At 51.3% G+C, this 21,439-nt stretch carries 18 protein-coding genes and 4 tRNA genes; 10 read left to right on the top strand and 12 right to left on the bottom strand.

The genetic code is table 11. The annotated features are described in order from the left end of the window. The first annotated feature begins 241 nt into the window (after positions 1-241). The 3 genes from ypdA to ATB02_RS19205 are packed head-to-tail and all read left to right on the top strand — an operon-like array spanning position 242 to position 3,557. Entirely contained in the window at positions 242-1,939 is a 1,698-nt protein-coding gene (gene ypdA, locus ATB02_RS19215) for a two-component system sensor histidine kinase YpdA (RefSeq protein ID WP_000544359.1), read from the top strand. A gap of 14 nt (positions 1,940-1,953) precedes the next feature. Next, positions 1,954-2,688, top strand: coding sequence for a two-component system response regulator YpdB (ypdB, locus tag ATB02_RS19210; RefSeq protein WP_001295458.1), 735 nt, complete (start codon positions 1,954-1,956; stop codon positions 2,686-2,688). Between the two features lie 11 nt (positions 2,689-2,699). Next, positions 2,700-3,557: an AraC family transcriptional regulator gene (locus tag ATB02_RS19205; RefSeq protein WP_105272101.1), complete on the top strand. Its 858-nt coding sequence runs from the start codon at positions 2,700-2,702 to the stop codon at positions 3,555-3,557. A gap of 2 nt (positions 3,558-3,559) precedes the next feature. Here the strand turns inward: ATB02_RS19205 and ptsP are convergent, their stop codons facing one another. The 6 genes from ptsP to glk all read right to left on the bottom strand — a co-directional run bounded on the left by ptsP (position 3,560) and on the right by glk (position 10,996). Beyond that, positions 3,560-6,055, bottom strand: coding sequence for a phosphoenolpyruvate--protein phosphotransferase (ptsP, locus tag ATB02_RS19200; RefSeq protein ID WP_105272100.1), 2,496 nt, complete (start codon positions 6,053-6,055; stop codon positions 3,560-3,562). A gap of 24 nt (positions 6,056-6,079) precedes the next feature. Further along, the gene (gene ypdE, locus ATB02_RS19195) at positions 6,080-7,117 is read right to left on the bottom strand and encodes an aminopeptidase (protein ID WP_024256835.1); all 1,038 of its coding nucleotides are present in this window, start codon (positions 7,115-7,117) and stop codon (positions 6,080-6,082) included. Beyond that, a complete protein-coding gene (ypdF, locus tag ATB02_RS19190; RefSeq protein ID WP_105272099.1) occupies positions 7,117-8,202 on the bottom strand; it encodes an aminopeptidase in 1,086 nt (361 codons plus the stop codon). The genes ypdE and ypdF overlap by 1 nt, the downstream gene beginning before the upstream one ends. Before the next feature lie 14 nt (positions 8,203-8,216). Next, positions 8,217-9,464 (bottom strand): PTS fructose transporter subunit IIC, encoded by a 1,248-nt coding sequence (locus ATB02_RS19185; RefSeq protein WP_000985313.1) that lies wholly within the window; start codon positions 9,462-9,464, stop codon positions 8,217-8,219. A gap of 21 nt (positions 9,465-9,485) precedes the next feature. Further along, positions 9,486-9,812, bottom strand: coding sequence for a PTS fructose transporter subunit IIB (locus tag ATB02_RS19180; RefSeq protein ID WP_001354802.1), 327 nt, complete (start codon positions 9,810-9,812; stop codon positions 9,486-9,488). A 218-nt stretch (positions 9,813-10,030) separates the two neighbouring features. Next, complete coding sequence (gene glk, locus ATB02_RS19175; RefSeq protein WP_000170346.1) at positions 10,031-10,996, bottom strand: glucokinase; 966 nt, start codon at positions 10,994-10,996, stop codon at positions 10,031-10,033. Positions 10,997-11,199: 203 nt separating this feature from the next. Here glk and ATB02_RS19170 point away from each other — a divergent pair, with 203 nt between their 5' ends. Both ATB02_RS19170 and ypeC read left to right on the top strand, forming a co-directional pair. After that, complete coding sequence (locus ATB02_RS19170) at positions 11,200-12,456, top strand: ion channel protein (RefSeq protein WP_105272098.1); 1,257 nt, start codon at positions 11,200-11,202, stop codon at positions 12,454-12,456. Between the two features lie 114 nt (positions 12,457-12,570). After that, a complete protein-coding gene (ypeC, locus tag ATB02_RS19165) occupies positions 12,571-12,897 on the top strand; it encodes a DUF2502 domain-containing protein YpeC (protein ID WP_000490072.1) in 327 nt (108 codons plus the stop codon). 141 nt (positions 12,898-13,038) lie between these two features. On the opposite strand, the gene ATB02_RS19160 is transcribed toward ypeC, so the two are convergent. Both ATB02_RS19160 and ATB02_RS27095 read right to left on the bottom strand, forming a co-directional pair. Continuing rightward, positions 13,039-14,277, bottom strand: coding sequence for an Nramp family divalent metal transporter (locus ATB02_RS19160; RefSeq protein ID WP_000186373.1), 1,239 nt, complete (start codon positions 14,275-14,277; stop codon positions 13,039-13,041). Continuing rightward, positions 14,270-14,314, bottom strand: coding sequence for a hypothetical protein (locus ATB02_RS27095; RefSeq protein WP_418517219.1), 45 nt, complete (start codon positions 14,312-14,314; stop codon positions 14,270-14,272). The genes ATB02_RS19160 and ATB02_RS27095 overlap by 8 nt, the downstream gene beginning before the upstream one ends. Positions 14,315-14,612: 298 nt before the next feature. On the opposite strand from ATB02_RS27095, the gene nupC reads away from it, so the two are divergent. Continuing rightward, entirely contained in the window at positions 14,613-15,815 is a 1,203-nt protein-coding gene (gene nupC, locus ATB02_RS19155) for a nucleoside permease NupC (protein ID WP_001317971.1), read from the top strand. Between the two features lie 143 nt (positions 15,816-15,958). Here nupC and ATB02_RS19150 read toward each other — a convergent pair whose 3' ends face one another. The 3 genes from ATB02_RS19150 to ATB02_RS19140 form a co-directional block, all read right to left on the bottom strand. Next, positions 15,959-18,148, bottom strand: a complete 2,190-nt coding sequence (locus ATB02_RS19150; protein ID WP_032184779.1) for a bifunctional diguanylate cyclase/phosphodiesterase — start codon at positions 18,146-18,148, stop codon at positions 15,959-15,961. Between the two features lie 205 nt (positions 18,149-18,353). Beyond that, positions 18,354-18,429, bottom strand: a tRNA-Ala gene (locus ATB02_RS19145). Between the two features lie 39 nt (positions 18,430-18,468). Beyond that, positions 18,469-18,544 (bottom strand) — tRNA-Ala (locus ATB02_RS19140). Between the two features lie 220 nt (positions 18,545-18,764). Between ATB02_RS19140 and ATB02_RS19135 the strand changes: the two genes are divergently transcribed. Further along, entirely contained in the window at positions 18,765-19,124 is a 360-nt protein-coding gene (locus tag ATB02_RS19135; protein WP_000472023.1) for a YfeC-like transcriptional regulator, read from the top strand. A gap of 1 nt (position 19,125) precedes the next feature. After that, the gene (locus tag ATB02_RS19130; RefSeq protein WP_000826498.1) at positions 19,126-19,518 is read left to right on the top strand and encodes a MerR family transcriptional regulator; all 393 of its coding nucleotides are present in this window, start codon (positions 19,126-19,128) and stop codon (positions 19,516-19,518) included. 50 nt (positions 19,519-19,568) lie between these two features. Here ATB02_RS19130 and gltX read toward each other — a convergent pair whose 3' ends face one another. Continuing rightward, positions 19,569-20,984 carry a glutamate--tRNA ligase gene (gene gltX, locus ATB02_RS19125; RefSeq protein WP_000695643.1) on the bottom strand — a complete coding sequence of 472 codons (1,416 nt, stop codon included), beginning with the start codon at positions 20,982-20,984 and terminating at the stop codon, positions 19,569-19,571. A gap of 258 nt (positions 20,985-21,242) precedes the next feature. On the opposite strand from gltX, the gene ATB02_RS19120 reads away from it, so the two are divergent. Both ATB02_RS19120 and ATB02_RS19115 read left to right on the top strand, forming a co-directional pair. Continuing rightward, positions 21,243-21,318: transfer RNA gene (locus ATB02_RS19120), tRNA-Val, on the top strand. A gap of 44 nt (positions 21,319-21,362) precedes the next feature. Then, positions 21,363-21,438: transfer RNA gene (locus tag ATB02_RS19115), tRNA-Val, on the top strand. Position 21,439: the final 1 nt, after the last annotated feature.

Here is a 21,439-nt window from a genome sequence, read left to right as displayed (position 1 = left end):
AACTCCACTTTAAAAACAGGAAATTTATCTACGCTAACAAGAAAATTACCACTCAATTTATTAACATTATAATTTCAATAAATTTACCAAACAGATATGCATTATCAAGAGATGCATTGCTAATACACCATTTATCTTTCAATCCCCTTTTAAAATTGTGGTTTTTCCTCAAAAACGGCCTGCTGGTCATCAGCCTTCAGGTTACCTATCATAGAGGTTTAATCCTTATTCAGAGTCACCCGTGCACGAAATATTCAATATGCTGCTGGCGGTCTTCGATCGGGCAGCGTTAATGCTTATCTGCCTGTTCTTTCTCATCCGTATCCGCCTGTTTCGCGAACTGTTGCACAAGTCGGCGCACTCCCCAAAAGAGCTGCTCGCCGTTACCGCCATTTTCTCGCTGTTCGCCCTGTTCAGCACCTGGTCCGGCGTGCCCGTAGAAGGCTCGCTGGTTAATGTGCGCATTATCGCGGTGATGTCAGGCGGAATTCTATTTGGCCCGTGGGTAGGCATCATTACCGGTGTGATTGCGGGTATTCACCGTTATTTAATTGACATCGGCGGCGTGACGGCAATTCCGTGCTTTATCACCAGTATTCTCGCGGGTTGCATATCAGGCTGGATCAACCTGAAAATCCCCAAAGCACAGCGCTGGCGCGTCGGTATTCTCGGTGGCATGTTATGTGAAACGTTGACGATGATTCTGGTGATTGTCTGGGCGCCCACCACTGCACTGGGGATTGATATCGTCTCCAAAATCGGGATTCCGATGATCCTCGGCAGCGTTTGTATCGGCTTTATTGTGTTGCTGGTACAAAGCGTTGAGGGCGAAAAAGAGGCCAGCGCCGCGCGGCAGGCCAAGTTGGCGCTGGATATCGCCAACAAAACGCTGCCGCTGTTTCGCCATGTCAATAGCGAGTCATTACGCAAAGTTTGTGAAATTATCCGCGATGATATTCACGCCGATGCGGTGGCGATTACTAATACCGATCATGTGCTGGCCTATGTTGGCGTGGGTGAACACAACTATCAGAATGGCGATGATTTCATTAGCCCAACAACGCGTCAGGCAATGAATTACGGAAAAATCATTATCAAAAACAATGATGAAGCCCACCGTACACCGGAAATCCACTCGATGCTGGTGATCCCGCTTTGGGAGAAAGGGGTCGTGACCGGGACGCTGAAAATTTACTACTGCCACGCACATCAGATCACCTCGTCATTACAGGAAATGGCGGTCGGTCTGTCGCAAATCATCTCCACCCAACTGGAGGTTTCACGCGCCGAGCAACTACGTGAAATGGCAAATAAGGCAGAGCTTCGCGCTCTGCAAAGCAAAATTAATCCCCATTTCCTGTTTAATGCTCTGAATGCTATCTCATCGTCGATCCGTCTGAATCCGGATACCGCTCGCCAGTTAATCTTTAATCTGTCGCGTTATCTGCGCTATAACATTGAATTAAAAGACGATGAGCAAATCGATATCAAAAAAGAGCTGTATCAAATTAAAGACTATATTGCCATTGAGCAGGCCCGCTTTGGCGACAAGCTGACGGTTATCTATGATATTGATGAAGAGGTGAATTGCTGCATTCCCAGCCTGCTGATCCAGCCTTTAGTGGAGAACGCCATTGTCCACGGTATCCAGCCTTGCAAAGGTAAAGGCGTTGTCACCATCAGCGTTGCAGAGTGCGGTAATCGGGTACGCATTGCGGTGCGAGATACCGGGCACGGCATCGATCCAAAGGTGATTGAGCGGGTCGAAGCGAACGAAATGCCGGGCAATAAAATTGGCCTGCTGAATGTCCATCATCGTGTGAAGTTATTGTATGGCGAGGGGCTGCATATCCGCCGCCTGGAACCAGGAACGGAAATTGCGTTTTACATTCCTAACCAACGCACCCCTGTCGCCTCACAGGCTACGTTATTGCTTTGAGCCGGAGTGATATTGTGAAAGTCATCATTGTTGAAGACGAATTCCTGGCACAACAGGAACTGAGCTGGCTGATTAAAGAGCACAGCCAGATGGAGATTGTCGGCACCTTTGACGATGGTCTGGACGTGTTGAAGTTTTTGCAGCATAACCGCGTCGACGCCATTTTTCTGGATATCAATATTCCGTCGCTGGATGGCGTGTTGCTGGCGCAAAACATCAGCCAGTTTGCCCATAAACCGTTTATTGTGTTCATCACTGCGTGGAAAGAACATGCGGTAGAAGCGTTTGAACTGGAAGCGTTTGACTACATTCTCAAACCGTATCAGGAATCACGCATTACAGGAATGCTGCAAAAGCTGGAAGCAGCCTGGCAGCAACAGCAAACCAGCAGTACGCCTGCCGCAACGGTAACGCGTGAGAATGACACCATTAATCTAGTGAAAGATGAGCGAATCATCGTCACGCCCATTAACGATATCTATTACGCCGAAGCGCACGAGAAAATGACCTTTGTCTATACGCGGCGTGAATCCTACGTAATGCCAATGAACATTACTGAGTTTTGCAGCAAGCTGCCGCCGTCACATTTTTTCCGCTGCCATCGCTCATTTTGTGTCAATCTGAACAAAATCCGCGAAATCGAACCGTGGTTTAATAACACCTACATTCTGCGACTGAAAGATCTGGATTTTGAAGTACCGGTCAGCCGTAGCAAAGTAAAAGAATTCAGGCAGTTAATGCATCTGTAATCGGGATTTTCATGAAAGCAACAGGCTTGCCCGCCGATCAACAATTTTTCGCCGATCTGTTCAGCGGCCTGGTGCTTAACCCGCAACTACTGGGGCGCGTCTGGTTTGCCAGCCAGCCCGCCTCATTGCCAATGGGCAGTTTATGTATTGATTTTCCCCGTCTGGATATCGTGCTACGCGGCGAATACGGCAATCAGCTGGAAGCAAAGCAGCAGCGTATGGTGGAAGGAGAAATGCTGTTTATTCCAGCGCGCGCGGCTAATTTACCGGTCAACAACAAACCGGTAATGCTGTTAAGCCTGGTATTCGCGCCGACCTGGCTTGGGTTATCGTTTTACGATAGCCGCACCACGTCGTTGTTGCATCCTGCTCGCCAGATCCAACTTCCCAGCCTGCAACGCGGCGAAGGTGAAGCAATGCTTACTGCCCTCACCCATCTTAGCCGTTCGCCGCTGGAGCAAAATATCATTCAGCCACTGGTGTTAAGTTTGCTGCATCTTTGCCGCAACGTGGTGAATATGCCGCCGGGTAATTCGCAGCCGCGCGGCGATTTTCTCTATCACAGCATTTGTAACTGGGTTCAGGATAATTATGCCCAGCCGCTCACCCGTGAGAACGTGGCGCAGTTTTTTAATATCACGCCCAATCATCTGTCAAAACTGTTTGCGCAGCATGGAACAATGCGTTTTATCGAATATGTGCGTTGGGTGCGAATGGCGAAGGCGAGGATGATTTTGCAGAAATATCATCTGTCGATTCATGAAGTGGCGCAGCGTTGCGGCTTTCCGGACAGCGACTATTTTTGTCGCGTCTTCCGGCGTCAGTTTGGCCTGACGCCGGGCGAGTACAGCGCCCGTTTTCAGGGCTAACGTCAGAAGGTTAATTCCGTTTCCAGCAGCGTCAGGATGCTTTGTGCATCTTGCGCGGCAAACAGCGACTGGCGGAAGTTTTTATTCACCAGTTTACGCGCCAGCTGCGAGAAGACTTTCACATGATTCATCCCTTCGTTAGCACCCAACGTCAGCATGATCACCAGTTCGACTTCGCCCATTTCTGACTGCCAGTCAACCGGTTTCACCAGCCGGGCAATGCTGATACTGGAATGACGGATCCACTGAGATTTGGTGTGGGGGATCGCCACGCCAAAACCAACGCCAGTAGTGACAATCTCTTCCCGCTGCCAGACATCTTCTTCCAGCTCAAACGGATGTTCAGTACGCCCGTTAACGCCAAGGTTGCCGCACAGGAACTGGATCGCCTGCTCTTTATTGCTAAAGTACTGATCAACAAAGATATTCTCCAGCGCCAGCAGTGGGCGAACGTCTTCTTCCGGCGTAAACGCGGTAAGTAACGCTTCAATTTCCTGCGCGCTGCGGCACTCGCAAGCCTGACGCGCCAGTTCCCGACACGCCTCGCTATCCAGTTGACGAAGCTGGCTTTTCACCGCCGGAATACGCGGGCTACTCATACTCAGCTCATCCAGGCCCAGTCCAAGCAGTAGCGGCAGATAACGACTTTCACCGCCCAGTTCACCGCAAATACCTACCCATTTGCCGCGCTGATGCGCAGTGGTAACAATCTGCTGCAACATGCGCAGGAACGATGGCGTAATCGGGTTATACAGCGGCGATACGCGCGGGTTATTACGATCGACCGCATACAGATACTGGGTCATATCGTTAGAACCGATACTGAAGAAATCGACCTCATCGCAGAAGTGGTCGATGATGTAGCACACCGACGGTACTTCCACCATGATACCCAGCGTAATCGACTCTGCATGACGCAGGCCATCGCGCTTAAGCTCAACGATCGCTTTTTGGATCTCGCCCTTCACCCATAAGATCTGATCGAGGCTGTGGACCATTGGGATCATTAACTGGGCATTACCGAAACTGGCAGCGCGCAAAATAGCCCGCAGTTGAGTGCGGAACAGACCAGCAAATTCCGGGTAAATACGTACCGCGCGATAGCCGAGGAACGGGTTCTCTTCCTGGGGAATGTTGAGGTAAGGAATGCTTTTATCGCCGCCGATGTCCATCGTGCGGAAAATAATCGGCTTGTCGCCCGCCGCCAGTAGCACCTGTTGGTATGCTTCAAACTGTTCCTGTTCGTCCGGCGCACTGTCGCGATCCATATAGAGCATTTCGGTACGAAACAGCCCGACACCTTCCGCGCCGTTGGCAAACGCGCCAGGCGCTTCCAGAGCGGTGCCAATATTCGCCGCGATATCAATGCGCTTGTTATCACGGGAATAGGCCAGCTGCGCGGCGGCCTGCGCCTGTTGTTTCTGGCGTTTATCCGCCAGCGTCTGCGCAACCTGATAATAACCGCTCACCGCGTCATTCGGGTTAATCGCCAGCACGCCGCACTGGGCGTCAAGCACCGCCGGTTGTCCGGCATAACGGGCAATCGCATCCAGCGGCAGGCCGCTCAGTACCGGGATCGCCGAGGCACGGGCCAGAATCAGGGTATGCGAGGTGCGCCCGGTTTTCTCCAGAATCATGCCTGCAAGATTTTTTAAATCGAGGCTCAAAAACTGGCTTGGGGTTAAATCTTCAGCCACCAGAATAGTCGGTTTTTCAAGCACCAGATTATTGCGCGGTTTTAGTTCCGGCCAGGTGATATGCAGCAACTGTTCGCTGATATCGCGAATGTCGCTGACCCGCTCGCGCAGATAATCGCTGGCAGAGGCAGAAAGTTTGTCGCAAACCTGCTCCATATTGCTGATGATCGCTGCCCCCAGCCCCTGATGCTGTTCTGCCATCAGGCGACGGATATTCCCTGCAAATTCATCATCCTGAATCAGCGATAAATGGGCGCTGAGGATAGTTTTGCTTTCGCCGTCACGCTCGCGCAACTGCTGGTTCAGTTGCTCGGCAAGCGTTGCCAGGCTGTGTTCCAGCCAGGTGGAGTCTTGCGCACTGGCCGGGATTGCCCGATAACTGTCGAGGCTGTTGCTCTGTAACAGGGTCAGCGTACCCACGCCGACGCCGCTTGCCAGCACATTGCCGTACAGTAAATCAGGGTTCAGGCGGCTTAATGAACGCGGCAGTGGATGCGCCGTCAGTTCTGCCTGCGTCGGCTGGACGCTATCGCTGTCGATAAAGCGCACCTGGATGTACTCTTCCAGCACGCGCCGTGCCTGCTCTTCATCGCTGCCGCTAATGTTCAAGCTGCAACTGTCATTAAATAAGGTGCCGGTGCCAATCAGCGCCAGCGAGCTTTTGGCATCAGCCCTGGCGTTCTGGCGATGATTAATAAAGGTGACTTCACTTTGCCACTGGCTGCACTGCTCTTTAAGTTCCCACGCCGGACGAGCATGAAGACCGTTTGGCAAAGGACAGAGAAATTGAATCGTTAACATAACCGCTCCGGGTTAATCAGGAGATCATCTGAAATCCGTCAGTTGAACAACCGTCTCACGGGTAAGACGTTGAATAAGGGCAGATAAAAGTTGCTGCATCTGCAAAATGTCGCGGCAGTCGGCAATCGATGCGGCGCAATGTCCGTGGCGGGTTGCTGGCCCCATCACCACTGTGGGTACGCCAGTGCCGGTTAAATGCACCGCCCCGCCGTCCGTTCCGCCGTTGCTGAACATATCCGCCTGCAACGGCACGCCAATTTCTGCCGCCACGGTTTCGATCCACGCGGTAAGTTTTGGCGGCGCAATCAGCGACTTGTCGCTTAACACCAGCATCGGGCCGTTACCAATCTGGCGATGGTTAGCCGCGCCATAATCAAAGTTTTTCGCCCAGCAGGCGGTATCAAGCACAATGGCGACATCCGGCGACACCGCGCGGGTGGCTGTTTGCCCGCCGCGTAAGCCAACCTCTTCGCTGGAACTTGCCACCAGCCACACTTCCGCAGGCAGCTCGGCGTTGTGCAGCTCACGTAGTAACGTCACCAGCAGGTAGCAACCGAGGCGGTCATCAAAGGCTTTACCCATCACTCGCTGGTGAGGGAGAACCTGAAAAGTGGTATCAAACGTGACACGATCGCCCGGACGAATACCTGCCTGCATCACTTCGTCATACGAGCGCGCACCAATGTCCACGCGCATGGCGCTGACGTCATTCCCCTGCCGTTCGCCATCGAGCAGACCGGGAATTTTGCACTCTTCACGAGTGGTGATCCGCACTGGCTGAAGCTGGCGGGCAGCCATGCGCACATTGCCAACCGGCAGGACATCAATCGCCCCTTCGCGGGAGATGCTACGCACCATAAATCCCACTTCGTCCATATGCGCACAGATCATCACCTTCGGACCTGTCGATTCATTGAGGCGGATCAGCACCGATCCCAGGCCATCAAATCGCACTTCTTTTTGCAGTCGATCCGCTTCATCCAGCAGGATCTGCCGCACTTCCTGTTCCGAGGAGGCGATCGCATCTGCCTCGCTCAACGCTTTTAATAGCGATAAATCCATTATGCCTCTCCCGTGAGCAACACTGTTTTTGGCATGGCGTAGAGCACTTCCGCGCCTTGCGGGGTAACCAGCACGACATCTTCGATGCGCACGCCACCTCGCCCCGGCAAATAAATCCCCGGCTCCACGGTCAGTAACATCCCTGGCTGTAGCGTCGTGGTGTCCTGCGGTGAAAAACGCGGCTCTTCATGGACTTCAATGCCGATGGCATGACCAGTGTTGTGACCAAAATAGTCACCATAACCGGCTTCTGTAATGATCCGGCGCGCGGCGTCGTCAACCTGCTGGCAGCGCACGCCGGGGCGAATCGCGGAGATTGCCGCGAGCTGTGCCTGCAGGACAATGTTATACACATCAAACAGTGGGTGAGATTCGGCGCTCACCCCTTCGCCATTCACCAGCAAGGTGCGCGTCATATCAGAGCAGTAGCCCTGATACAGCGCACCGAAATCGAGAGTGACAAACTCGCCCGCTGCAACAATCTTGTCGCTGGCTTTGCCGTGCGGCAGCGCCCCACGCCAGCCGCTGGCGACAATGGTGTCGAAAGAGGCTTTTTCTGCGCCCTGCTGGCGCATAAACCACTCCAGTTCAGCGGCTATCTCGCATTCGCTCATCCCCGCCTGAATAAAGCGGCGAATATGCTCTGCACCGCGATCGGCAATCCCACAGGCGAGGCGGATTTTCTCCACCTCCTCTGGCGTTTTGATTTGCCGCAGCACATCCGGCGTGGCGCTTACCAGTTTCGCATTGAGTTCAGACTGCCAGCGGTGCGCGGTTTCCCAACTTACCTGCTGGCCTTCAAAACCGAGCGTTTGCAACTGCTCATCGGCAATGATTTGCCTGACGATAGTGGTAAGCGTGTTCGTCGCGTCAAGCAAATGCAGCTGGTAGCCTTGCGTGCGGGCTTCTACATCCGCGTAATAGCGCGAATCCACCAGAATGTGCGCACTTTCACGACTAATCAGCACATAACCTGATCCGGTGGAGATCCCCAGATGCGGCTGTTTGTTCTGCCGTGAGGAGAGAAGCACTGCATCCAGTTGTTGCGCCTTAAGCCAGTCGCGCAGCGAAGCGAGTAATGTCATCTGGATTGTCCTTCTTACAGGCTATCGATTAACAATTTGCCTTTACGGAACATCATCAGACGCAGGAATACCACCATCAGCGCAGTAATGATTGCTCCCAGCGCGATCCCCGCCATATAGACACCGAGGTTAGTGACCAGCGGCCATGCCCAGATAGCAGATTCCGGGAACCATTGAACTGCACCCAGCCAGACAGCGGCGGTTGAGCCGACAATCGCGCCAACCATATAGGACGGAATAGCGGTGATGGGGCTTTCCAGCGCAAACGGAATCGCACCCTCACTGATCCCCATAAAGGCAAGGAACATGGCGGTTTTACCCTGCGGATAAAGCTGAGCGTTGAACAGGCGTTTGCCGGTTAAACGACGGTCGATAATGGTCGCCAGACCCAGGCCGATCGGTGGAATAACGATAGCGATAGAACGTGCGGTGACCGGTAATACGTGGTCAGTGGTAAAGCTGAAGGCAACGAAACCTGCGGCTTTGTTGATCGGGCCACCAAGGTCGATTGCTGTCGCAGCTGCGATACCCATCGCATACATTAGCGCGCCCTTCTCACCTGCGGCAGTCAGCACGGCACGAATACCGCCGTTGATCCAGCCACCAAATGGGGTGATGACGTAGTACATCGCCAGCATGACAAAAATGGCGGAAAGAATCGGTAGCAAAAATGTGGTTTTGAACGCTAACAGGAAATCCGGTAACTGGATTTTCTGGTTCATCCACTTCACAAGGTAACCGGCAACGATGGAAATAATCAGGGCACCAATGAAGGTGGACGGCACCGGCGAAGAGGTCGCCCATTGCATCGTGCTGGGATCGAAGTTCAGCAGTTGCGTCGGCTGGGTAGACATCAAGCCGCCGATAAAACCAGCCGGGAATGCCAGTTTGCCACCGATAGAGTTCGCCACAAAAGCGGCAAACATCGGTATGGCAAAGCCAAACAACACGCCGCCGAAGGACTGCGACAGCCAGGCAAATTTCAGTAGAGAGAGGTCGAAACCGGAAAACTTCCCGCTATTGAGTGCATCCATAATGCCGATATCAGCAGGAATTTTAAGCCAGCTATAAGCAATCAACTGGCTGAAAGCGAGGATCACACCGCCCATAATTAAGGTCGGCACCATGCGTGAAATCCCTGACATCACATGCTGCGGGAGCTCACCCCAGAAGCTGGTTTTAGAGGCCTGCGGATTCTTAATTGCCGCTGCCGCACCGGATGCGCCAGGCACAACGGTTGCACTGCGTTTTTTAATGGCCATAACAATTATCCCTGTCGAATATTACTGTTGTTCAGAGGCAATCATCTCTTCGATTTCTTTGATGATGCCCGCAGCGTTTTTAATTGCGTCCTGCAAAGTGATTTCATAAACGTCGCGTGATTCGAAACGTTCGTTATCTTCCGGGGTAACCGCCACGGAGTGGATGATGATGGTCGCTTCGGCGATATCCTGCGCGGTCAGACGATTCTGGATGCCGTCCGCACCCTGGGTTTCAATTTTCACTTCATAACCGGCGTCTACCGCCGCTTCTTCCAGCGCCTGAGCGGCCATAAAGGTGTGAGCCAGGCCCATTGGGCAGGCACATAAGGCAATCAGTTTCTTACTCATCGTTAATTCCTCGTTCAGTGATAGTTGACGAGTGAAATTATGAACGTGCAAAACAAATCGCCGTTACCAGACAAATAATGCATTTACTGGAGAATTAATCCCGCTGTACGGAAGTGTGACGCAGGTCGGCCTTGTGAGGGGACACAAAGAAAAATTGAATTAACTGTATGATTTAAAAGATTATCGGGAGAGTTACCTCCCGATATAACAGGAAGGATTTACAGAATGTGACCTAAGGTCTGGCGTAAATGTGCACCGGAACCAAGAAGGCCCGGATTGTCATGGACGATGAGATACACCGGAATATCATGGACATATTCTTTAAAGCGCCCTTTATCTTCAAATGCGGCACGGAAACCAGAGGCTTTGAAGAACTCAAGGAAGCGCGGCACGATACCACCGGCAATAAACACGCCGCCAAATGTCCCGAGATTGAGCGCCAGATTGCCGCCAAAACGGCCCATAATGACGCAAAACAGCGACAACGCGCGGCGGCAATCGGTGCAGCTGTCAGCCAGCGCACGTTCGGTAATATCTTTTGGCTTGAGATTTTCTGGCAGGCGGTTGTCGGCTTTCACAATCGCGCGATACAAATTCACCAGCCCAGGACCAGAAAGCACGCGCTCTGCCGAAACATGACCAATTTCTGCACGCAGTATTTCGAGGATAATGGCCTCTTCTTCACTATTCGGCGCAAAATCAACGTGACCGCCTTCGCCTGGCAAGCTTACCCAACGCTTATCGACATGGACCAAATGCGCAACCCCAAGCCCCGTTCCGGCACCGTAAACCGCAATAGGCTTACCTTCGACCGGTTCTGCGCCACCAAACTGAATCAGATGCTCTTTTTTCAGCATCGGGATCGCCATCGATACAGCGGTAAAATCGTTAATAATTTCCAGATGGCTAAAACCGAGATTCTTTTTCATTTCGGCAATTGAGAACGCCCAGGTATGGTTGGTCATTGCCACCCAGTCACCGGTAATTGGGCAAGCGATGGCAATACAGCCGTCTTTCACCTCGACCTTATGTTCTTCAAGATAAACGCGAATGACCGCTTCGAGGCTGGGGTAATCAAGCCCTGAATAGGTCTTAGCCTGCGAGATTTCACCACTGGCAATATCACACAGAGCAAGACGTGCGTTGGTGCCGCCCACATCACCGACTAATGCATACTTTGTCATTCTTCAACTGCTCCGCTAAAGTCAAAATAATTCTTTCTCACACTGTAAATACCTGGGGGCATAACAACAACGCCGGAAAGGCAGGCTCCCTGTAAATATCGATCTGGGTCACACAATTACTTTATCGTTTCAGCACCAATTGCAGCGATGCCTTTTTGCAAGCTGGGCAAACTAAGTATCTGACCCCGCATAAGGAATAGACCATGCTCCATCCGCGAGCCAGAACCATGTTGTTATTATCACTCCCCGCCGTGGCAATTGGGATTGCGTCCAGTCTTATTCTGATTGTGGTGATGAAAATCGCCTCGGTATTACAGACTCTGCTCTGGCAACGACTGCCGGGAACTCTGGGAATAGCCCAGGATTCACCTTTCTGGATCATCGCCATATTAACGCTAACAGGTATTGCGGTGGGGTTGGTTATCCGTTTCAGCCAGGGGCATGCTGGACCAGACCCCGCCTGTGAACCGCTGATCGGCGCACCCGTTCCGCCCTCTGCGCTACCAGGACTTATCGTAGCATTAATTCTCGGTCTTGCTGGCGGCGTCAGCCTGGGGCCGGAACATCCGATCATGACCGTCAATATCGCCCTTGCCGTCGCCATTGGCGCTCGTCTGTTACCGCGCGTCAACCGAATGGAGTGGACTATTTTAGCCTCTGCCGGAACCATCGGCGCGCTGTTTGGCACACCTGTTGCGGCGGCGTTGATATTTTCGCAAACCTTAAATGGCAGTAATGAGGTTCCGCTATGGGACCGTCTCTTTGCGCCGTTAATGGCCGCAGCAGCTGGTGCACTTACTACCGGATTATTTTTCCATCCTCATTTTTCACTGCCCATTGCGCATTATGGGCAGATGGAGATGACCGATATTCTCAGCGGTGCAATTGTGGCGGCTATTGCCATCGCAGCAGGGATGGTTGCCGTATGGTGTCTGCCACGGTTGCACGCGATGATGCATCAGATTAAAAATCCGGTGCTAATGCTGGGAGTTGGCGGATTTATTCTCGGTATTCTGGGGGTTATTGTTGGACCGGTTTCGCTATTTAAAGGGCTGGATGAGATGCAGCAGATGGTGGCAAATCAGGCTTTCAGCACCAGCGATTACTTTTTGCTGGCAGTGATTAAACTTGCCGCTCTCGTGGTTGCTGCCGCCAGCGGCTTTCGCGGTGGGCGAATATTTCCGGCAGTGTTTGTCGGCGTGGCATTAGGATTGATGCTGCATGAGCACGTTCCCGCTGTCCCGGCGGCAATAACCGTTTCCTGCGCTATTCTCGGCATCGTGCTGGTGGTAACACGCGATGGCTGGTTAAGTCTATTTATGGCTGCGGTTGTTGTCCCTAACACCACATTGCTACCGCTGCTCTGTATCGTCATGCTTCCTGCATGGCTGTTATTAGCCGGTAAGCCGATGATGATGGTCAATCGTCCGAAGCAACAGCCACCCCACGATAACATTTAGCAAAAAATGCTCTCCTTTATGATTTAAGAGTTATGGCGATGATACGGGGCTTTACCTCCCCGTAATATTGCGTTAACAGGCCGCTGACGGCTTCGATCGTGAAGGAGAATAACAATGTTCAGGTCACTGTTTCTGGCGGCCGCCCTGATGGCATTTACCCCACTTGCGGCAAACGCAGGTGAAATCACCCTACTGCCATCAATCAAATTACAAATTGGCGATCGCGATCATTACGGTAATTACTGGGACGGTGGTCACTGGCGCGACCGTGACTACTGGCATCGCAATTATGAATGGCGTAAAAACCGCTGGTGGCGTCATGATAATGGCTACCACCGTGGCTGGGATAAGCGTAAAGCCTATGAGCGTGGCTATCGTGAAGGCTGGCGCGATCGCGATGATCATCGCGGAAAGGGCCGCGGACATGGGCATCGCCATTAAACACATTCGCCACTGGAGCACAATGCCTGATGCGACGCTAGTGCGTCTTATCAGGCCTACAAACCGTCTCTTTAACGCGTAGGGCGGATAAGGCGTTTTACGCCGCATCCGCCAGTGATGCCTGGTACGACGCCAGTTGAACTATAGCCCCAGAGCCGTTCCCACTAACAACCAGATATTCAGCGCCACTACCAGCACCACAATCACCCAGCCTATCTGTTTTACGCGTTTGCTGTTCACCAGATCGCCCATCAACCTACTGTCACTGGTAAAAATTAGTAGTGGAACCAGCGCCAGAGCGATACCAAAACTTAACAGCACCTGACTCATAACCAGAATCCGTGTCGGATCTAATCCCATCAGAATGACAATAAATGACGGCAACATGGTAACGGTGCGACGCACCCACAGCGGGATATGAAAACGAATGAAGCCCTGCATCACTACCTGCCCCGCCAGTGTCCCCACAACCGTTGAGGACAGTCCCGCAGCAACCAGGCTTAAACCAAAGACCGTTGCCGCAGCATGGCTTAACAACGGTTGCAGCGTCAGATAAGCCTCATCAAGATCGGCAACGCCAGTATGACCGGAAAAGTGGAACGCCGCCGCAGCCGTAGCCATCATCGCCAGATTGACAAAACCGGCAATAGTCATAGCGATAGCCACATCCCATTTGGTGGCAGAATAACGTTGTTGACGCGAACCACCATGTAAATGCTGAGTCAGCGAAGAGTGTAAATAAATCACGTGCGGCATAATCGTCGCCCCCAACACACCTGCCGCCAGGAAGACTGCCTCCGAGGTGGGTAAACTCGGGATTACCATTCCTTTACCCAGTTGCGCCAGGTTAGGCTGGGAGAAAATCAACTCGACAATGTAAGCCGCAGCAACAAACAGCAGTAACCCGCCAATCACTTTCTCCAGCGGTTTTTGCCCTCGACGTTGCAGCATTAAAATCAGGAAAGTCGCGATTCCCGTCAGTACCGCGCCCTGCAACAGCGAAACACCCAGAATGAGTTTAAAACCGATCGCCGCACCAATAAATTCCGCCAGGTCGGTTGCCATCGCAATGATTTCTGCCTGAACCCAATAGAACCACACTACGGGACGCGGATAGTGATCGCGAATCTGCTCCGCCAGGTTTTTACCGGTGGCAATCCCCAGTTTGGCAGACAGTATCTGAATCAGCATCGCCATCAGGTTGGCCCAAACGACAACCCACAGTAGCTGATAGCCGAAGCTGGCCCCGGCCTGAATATTGGTCGCAAAGTTACCAGGATCGATATAACCAATCGCCGCAATGAACGCAGGTCCCATTAATGCGAGCCTCATCTTGCGCGCCGCCCGTCCGCTGCTACTCTCAACGCGATAGTTAGTCATCTTGTGCCTCTAAAACATAGCCTTTGCTATGTTTCATGCTATGCCAAACGAGAATGATTATCAAATTCATTTAAGTGGATTGTGATGATTTCTTTGATAGACCAGAATTATGACGACGAAAAGATTGATGACTTGAATGTTGTGATTATGTTTAATGTTAGCACATTTACATAACTTTCAGCTTCCATACACAACATAGCAGAAATGTATGACAGCTCACTATTTTTGAAGCTTGTCACAGGACGTCATTATAGTGTGTGTCAGATCTCGTTTTCCTTAACCATGTTACATAGAATGTGCACGGAAATTTAACCTGCCTCATATTTGGAGCAAATATGGACCGCGTCCTTCATTTTGTACTGGCACTTGCCGTTGTTGCGATTCTCGCACTGCTGGTAAGCAGCGACCGCAAAAAAATTCGTATCCGTTATGTTATTCAACTGCTTGTTATCGAAGTGTTACTGGCGTGGTTCTTCCTGAACTCCGACGTTGGTTTGGGCTTCGTGAAAGGCTTCTCCGAAATGTTTGAGAAACTGCTCGGATTTGCCAACGAAGGGACTAACTTCGTCTTTGGTAGCATGAATGATCAAGGCCTGGCATTCTTCTTCCTGAAAGTGCTGTGCCCAATCGTCTTTATCTCTGCGCTGATTGGTATTCTCCAGCACATTCGCGTGTTGCCGGTGATTATCCGCGCAATTGGTTTCCTGCTCTCCAAAGTCAACGGTATGGGCAAACTGGAATCCTTCAACGCCGTCAGCTCTCTGATTCTGGGTCAGTCTGAAAACTTTATTGCCTATAAAGATATCCTCGGCAAAATCTCCCGCAATCGTATGTACACCATGGCAGCTACGGCGATGTCCACCGTGTCGATGTCCATCGTTGGTGCATACATGACGATGCTGGAGCCGAAATACGTCGTTGCGGCGCTGGTACTGAACATGTTCAGCACCTTTATCGTGCTGTCACTGATCAACCCTTACCGTGTTGATGCCAGTGAAGAAAACATTCAGATGTCCAACCTGCACGAAGGTCAGAGCTTCTTCGAAATGCTGGGTGAATACATTCTGGCAGGTTTCAAAGTTGCTATTATCGTTGCCGCGATGCTGATCGGCTTTATCGCCCTGATCGCTGCGCTGAACGCACTGTTTGCCACTGTGACTGGCTGGTTTGGCTACAGCATCTCCTTCCAGGGCATCCTGGGCTACATCTTCTATCCGGTTGCGTGGGTGATGGGTGTTCCTTCCAGTGAAGCACTGCAGGTGGGCAGTATTATGGCGACCAAACTGGTTTCCAACGAGTTCGTTGCAATGATGGATCTGCAGAAAATTGCTTCCACGCTCTCTCCGCGTGCTGAAGGCATCATCTCTGTGTTCCTGGTTTCCTTCGCTAACTTCTCTTCTATCGGGATTATCGCCGGTGCGGTTAAAGGCCTGAATGAAGAGCAAGGTAACGTGGTTTCTCGCTTCGGTCTGAAACTGGTTTACGGCTCTACTCTGGTGAGTGTGCTGTCTGCGTCAATCGCAGCACTGGTGCTGTAAGTCCAATTCATTAATTAAAAAGCCGGGGATAATTCCCCGGCTTCAATTCCATGTAGGCCTGATAAGCGTAGCGCATCAGGCATTTTTCTGTTTGTCATCAGCCACAAAAGCCGGGGATAATTCCCCGGCTTTTTTTACGCCTGTTAATCAGTTAATGGCTGAGGGCGACCAATCAAATACCCTTGCAGATATTGCACCCCGAGCTTATGCAATAGCGCCTGCTGCTGTGGCGTCTCGACAAACTCCGCGACCACACTCAATGACTTCGCTTTCGCCAGATCGGTAATTGATCTCACAATCATCGCATCCAGCGTGTTCGTGACGATATCTTTCACAAAGACGCCATCAATTTTGATGATATCAGCCTGCAAACGCTTTAGCCGTTCGTAGTTGGCATAGCCGGTGCCAAAATCATCAATCGCAATCCGGAAACCAAACTTATGCAGCTGCTCGATGTTGTACATACTGCTTTCTGCGTTAGAAAACGCCTGTTCCTCGGTGATCTCAAGAATGACCGCCTGCGGGGAGATGTGATAACGCTTAAACAGACGAATAATCCGCCCGGCGATATTTTTTTGCAGCAGCGTGAGCGGCATTAAATTGACTGAAAAGCGCGGACCTTTTTTGTCGCAAGGGTGTGTTGCCAGCCACTTCAACAAGGATTCCAGCACTTGCAAATCAAAACGCGCGCTAAGGTTAAACTGAGCAATAAGGGGCAGAAACTTATCCGGGGTCATAATGCCGCCGTCATACTTCAGTCGCGCGAGGATCTCATCATAACCTTCACCCTCTTTGTTGCGAATTGGCTGGGCGTAGAGCAGCAAATCACCCTGATCTAACGCCGTGCGAATGGTATTCAGCAATAGCACCTGTTTAGTGGTTTGCCCGGAAACCATCTCCTCTCTGCTATCCAGCGCCAGCACATGATGATGTGCGCAGGATTGCTCCGCCAGCCAGCTTAACTGCCCCAACAAGGGTTGCAGGGTTTCCTGATTTCCATCGAAATGCCCCCAGGCGGCACCATAGCCCATATCCAGCCCGGTATTGTTCCAGTGAATTTGCCGACTATTCAGGATGTTAACCATATGCTGGAGTCGCCCTTCCGTTTCCGGCCCGCTCAGTACTAATAGCAGTTCACTCCCCGGCAATTGATACAACTTTTCGTTTTCCTGCATCAGCGGCATTAACGTACGGTAAATTGAGCGGATACAGTGAACGCGCATCATTAACCCGTAATGACGACTCATAAACTCAAGGTTATCAATACGCAGGCAGCAAAAACTCTTGCCAGCCTCTTGCTCTGGTGCTTGTTCCAACGCGCGAAAGTTGGGTAAGAGCGTTAACGGATCGGTCAGCGCCTGCAAATGCCAGCGTCGGTTAAGCCATTCACTACGATGATAAATGCGCACCATATAGAGCAGGCAAACACTAAAGGAAATCAGCACCGCGAGAATAAATGCCAGCGAATATTCGGTTAGTACCCCTTGCAAAAAGTTCTGGTTGTAATTCAGAAGGCAAAGCGTTGAAACAGCCCAGGTGAGATTTAAAAACGGATAGCGAAGCTTACCGACCCCGAGGGTAAAGATGATAAAGAAAACAGGTACCAGGTAACCGGCAATGAAGTCATTTTCATACGGTGTACACATCAGAAGTAGCAGCACGCTAAGAGCTGCCAGCCAGCTTAAGGTAAATACGCGTTTCTCTTTGCTCAACGACGGAGCGATATCCCTGCGCCACAGTATCTGCGCAAAGTGGGGACTTACAATCATGCGGGTGAGATAGTAAAACAGCATGTTGTAAATCAGCACTGCGGTGAAAAGGCTTAGCAAATCAACGACCGTGAAAATGGCATCCGCATCGCCGAAAAAGGTAGATATCTTTAGCGGAAAATCAAAGAAATTCCCCACAAAATACATGCTGCATTTGATGCCAATCGGTGCCACCAAACCAAGCCAGAAGAGACGTTGCCAGACGTATCGGCTGGTCAAACCATAACGCCAACGCGTTCCCAATTGCCAGCGTAATATTGCACAGGCACACAGGACTGCAAACGCCTGGCTGCCGATCATGACGGAGGTCTGTAAAAAAGAGAGATGAAGGTTCCACAGATTGGTGCAAAACATCCCGCATAAAATGGGAACGACACCACGCCAGCCAAAGATAAACAAGATTGACAGCATTACGCACAGTGGCATCCACGCCAGAAAGATATAACTGGAATGGATAACAGCAAGTGGCGAAATTAAACGGGATAGCTGAATAAGTACCACGGTGAGCGTAAACGCTAGTGTGAATATCTTGATATTTTTTATCAGGTTATGCTCCACAAACATGAGTACACTACTCTCACTGATCGGGGTTTTCAGGCACACAAATAATAAGTTTATTCGCATCGCGAAGCAAACAGGGGCCAGCCTGTTGCTGTTTTTCAGTCAGTGATGCATTCACCACACGGCACTGCCAGGATGTAGACTGTATTACAAAAGCGGCAAAAGGCAGAGACAAAAAACCCCCGCTTTGCAGCGAGGGTTTGAAATTTGGTGGAGCTAAGCGGGATCGAACCGCTGACCTCTTGCATGCCATGCAAGCGCTCTCCCAGCTGAGCTATAGCCCCACGAGTCGTTTACGTACCAAATTTGCTGGGTGCAAAATTTGGTGGAGCTAAGCGGGATCGAACCGCTGACCTCTTGCATGCCATGCAAGCGCTCTCCCAGCTGAGCTATAGCCCCATCACGTAAAGCTTGTCGAGTTGACGGGCGGCATCATATGAATTCCGCCCGAATGTGTCAACGGCAAATTGCAGCGTGTAGTTTCAATCGCTGAAAAATCAGGCAAATGAACAATTTTGGAAAACCGCTCGCATTCAGTAGTTATTCATGTCACGGTTTCCTGTAAAGTGGTGTTATAAAATGAACCGCTAATAGACCTACATACATTCAGGGAATTGTTATGTTCAAGGAGAGGATGACGCCAGATGAACTTGCCAGACTGACCGGTTATAGCCGTCAGACCATTAATAAATGGGTACGCAAGGAAGGCTGGACGACGTCACCAAAACCAGGCGTCCAGGGTGGCAAAGCCAGACTGGTTCACGTCAATGAACAGGTTCGTGAATATATTCGCAATGCTGAACGTCCGGAAGGTCAGGGAGAAGCACCTGCCCTGTCTGGTGATACGCCGCTTGAAGTGTTACTGGTGACACTGGCGAAAGAGATGACGCCAGTTGAACAAAAACAGTTTACATCCTTGCTTCTGCGGGAAGGGATTATCGGGTTATTACAACGCTTAGGGATTCGCGATAGCAAATAATATGAAAAGATTACGCAATAAAATGACCACCGAAGAACTGGCGGAATGCCTCGGTGTGGCTAAACAAACTGTTAACCGTTGGATCAGAGAAAAAGGCTGGAAAACGGAAAAATTTCCCGGGGTGAAAGGCGGTCGTGCCAGACTTATTCTGGTCGATACGCAAGTTTGCGAGTTTATTCAGAACACGCCAGCCTTCCATAACACGCCGATGCTTCTGGAAGCCGAAGAACCGCTTGCCGAATATGCACCGGGGATTCGAACTCCCGCTTATCGGCAAATCATCAGCGCAATAGACAACATGACTCACAGTGAGCAGGAAAAAGTTGCGCAATTTTTGTCACGTGAAGGAATTCGTCATTTCCTTGCTCGTCTCGACATAGATGAATCAGAATAAATAAAAAACGGCAGGGGGATCTCTCCTGCCGTTTATCTTTTCTGCGCTAATTACTGCTGGTTTTCGCGTTCAGCAATAAATGCCAGCGCTTTGTTGATACGCTCGATACTGCGGGTCTTACCGATTGCGTGAACGGTAACATCCAGCGCCGGAGACTGCCCCGCACCGGTTACGGCGACACGCAGCGGCATACCAACTTTACCCATACCCACTTCCAGCTCATCCGCCGTCGCCTGAATAGCGTGATGAACGTTTTCGGCGGTCCAGTCAGTAATCGCAGTCAGTTTGTCACGAACCACTTCCAGCGGCTGACGCGCAACCGGACGCAGATGTTTTTTCGCGGCGTCAGCATCGAACTCAGCAAAATCTTCGTAGAAATAACGGCAGCTCTGTGCCATCTCTTTCAGCGTCTTGCAGCGTTCGCCCAGCAGTTTCACCAGATCAGCCAGCTGCGGGCCGTTACGGGTATCGATATTTTCCTGCTCAATGTGCCACTGTAAATGAGTAGCAACATACTCCGGCGGCAACGCGTTAATGTAGTGATGGTTCAGCCACAGCAGCTTGTCGGTGTTGAACGCACTGGCAGATTTGCTGACGGCATTCAGAGTGAAGTATTTGATCATCTCTTCACGAGTGAAGATTTCCTGATCGCCGTGGGACCAGCCCAGACGCACCAGATAGTTCAGCAATGCTTCTGGCAGATAACCGTCGTCACGATACTGCATGACGCTGACCGCCCCGTGTCGTTTGGACAGTTTTTTACCGTCATCGCCGTTGATCATAGAAACGTGCGCGTAAACCGGTACCGGTGCTTTCAGCGCTTTCAGAATGTTAATCTGGCGCGGTGTGTTGTTGATATGGTCTTCGCCACGGATAACGTGGGTGATTTCCATATCCCAGTCATCGACAACCACACAGAAGTTATAGGTTGGGGAACCATCGGTACGGCGGATAATCAGATCATCCAGCTCCTGGTTGCTGAACTCGATCGGACCACGGATCTGATCGTCAAAAACAACAGAACCTTCCTGCGGGTTAGCAAAACGTACGACACACGGCTCATCATCAGCGTGATGCTCATGACTGTGGCGGCAGCGACCGTCATAACGCGGCTTCTCACCTTTCGCCATTTGCTCTTCGCGCAGCGCTTCCAGGCGCTCTTTAGAGCAATAGCATTTATAAGCTGTGCCCTCTTCCAGCATCTGATCGATCACCGCGTTGTAGCGATCAAAACGTTTGGTCTGGAAGTACGGACCTTCATCCCACTCCAGGCTCAGCCAGTTCATACCATCCATAATGGCTTCGATAGCTTCCGGCGTGGAACGCTCAAGATCGGTGTCTTCAATACGCAGCACGAACTCACCGCCGTGGTTACGTGCAAAAAGCCAGGAGTAAAGAGCAGTACGCGCGCCGCCAACGTGCAGATAGCCTGTTGGGCTTGGCGCGAAGCGAGTTTTGATTTTCATGAAATGGCCTTACGTTTAGAAAGATGCCGACAACCGGCAAATCCTGGAAAAATTGAGTGGGCGATATTCTATCACTCCCGCCTGATTCCTCAATGTAGTTCGGGTTGCTACATGATGCATTATTGTTTTCGTTGAGAAATTGCGCAACACGGTCTGTTTTGCGATCATCTTGCTTAAATTTACGACGAACGAACAATTTCTTTAGAAAATGCGTTGACTCATTTTGAACTCTCCCTATAATGCGACTCCACACAGCGGGGGTGATTAGCTCAGCTGGGAGAGCACCTCCCTTACAAGGAGGGGGTCGGCGGTTCGATCCCGTCATCACCCACCAACTACTTTATGTAGTCTCCGCCGTGTAGCAAGAAATTGAGAAGTGGGTGATTAGCTCAGCTGGGAGAGCACCTCCCTTACAAGGAGGGGGTCGGCGGTTCGATCCCGTCATCACCCACCAC

Source organism: Escherichia sp. MOD1-EC5189, assembly GCF_002966045.1.
Classification (GTDB): Bacteria; Pseudomonadota; Gammaproteobacteria; order Enterobacterales; family Enterobacteriaceae; genus Escherichia; species Escherichia coli_F.
Note: the sequence above shows the minus strand (reverse complement) of the source record. Positions and strands in the feature narration are given on the sequence as shown.

Excerpts from the sequence above, each read along its gene's own strand:
- ATB02_RS19205 (WP_105272101.1), top strand. The coding sequence starts at position 2,700 with ATGAAAGCAACAGGCTTGCCCGCCGATCAACAATTTTTCGCCGATCTG.
- ptsP (WP_105272100.1), bottom strand. The coding sequence starts at position 6,055 with ATGTTAACGATTCAATTTCTCTGTCCTTTGCCAAACGGTCTTCATGCT.
- ypdE (WP_024256835.1), bottom strand. The coding sequence starts at position 7,117 with ATGGATTTATCGCTATTAAAAGCGTTGAGCGAGGCAGATGCGATCGCC.
- ypdF (WP_105272099.1), bottom strand. The coding sequence starts at position 8,202 with ATGACATTACTCGCTTCGCTGCGCGACTGGCTTAAGGCGCAACAACTG.
- ATB02_RS19185 (WP_000985313.1), bottom strand. The coding sequence starts at position 9,464 with ATGGCCATTAAAAAACGCAGTGCAACCGTTGTGCCTGGCGCATCCGGT.
- ATB02_RS19180 (WP_001354802.1), bottom strand. The coding sequence starts at position 9,812 with ATGAGTAAGAAACTGATTGCCTTATGTGCCTGCCCAATGGGCCTGGCT.
- glk (WP_000170346.1), bottom strand. The coding sequence starts at position 10,996 with ATGACAAAGTATGCATTAGTCGGTGATGTGGGCGGCACCAACGCACGT.
- ATB02_RS19170 (WP_105272098.1), top strand. The coding sequence starts at position 11,200 with ATGCTCCATCCGCGAGCCAGAACCATGTTGTTATTATCACTCCCCGCC.
- ypeC (WP_000490072.1), top strand. The coding sequence starts at position 12,571 with ATGTTCAGGTCACTGTTTCTGGCGGCCGCCCTGATGGCATTTACCCCA.
- ATB02_RS19160 (WP_000186373.1), bottom strand. The coding sequence starts at position 14,277 with ATGACTAACTATCGCGTTGAGAGTAGCAGCGGACGGGCGGCGCGCAAG.
- nupC (WP_001317971.1), top strand. The coding sequence starts at position 14,613 with ATGGACCGCGTCCTTCATTTTGTACTGGCACTTGCCGTTGTTGCGATT.
- ATB02_RS19150 (WP_032184779.1), bottom strand. The coding sequence starts at position 18,148 with ATGTTTGTGGAGCATAACCTGATAAAAAATATCAAGATATTCACACTA.
- ATB02_RS19135 (WP_000472023.1), top strand. The coding sequence starts at position 18,765 with ATGTTCAAGGAGAGGATGACGCCAGATGAACTTGCCAGACTGACCGGT.
- ATB02_RS19130 (WP_000826498.1), top strand. The coding sequence starts at position 19,126 with ATGAAAAGATTACGCAATAAAATGACCACCGAAGAACTGGCGGAATGC.
- gltX (WP_000695643.1), bottom strand. The coding sequence starts at position 20,984 with ATGAAAATCAAAACTCGCTTCGCGCCAAGCCCAACAGGCTATCTGCAC.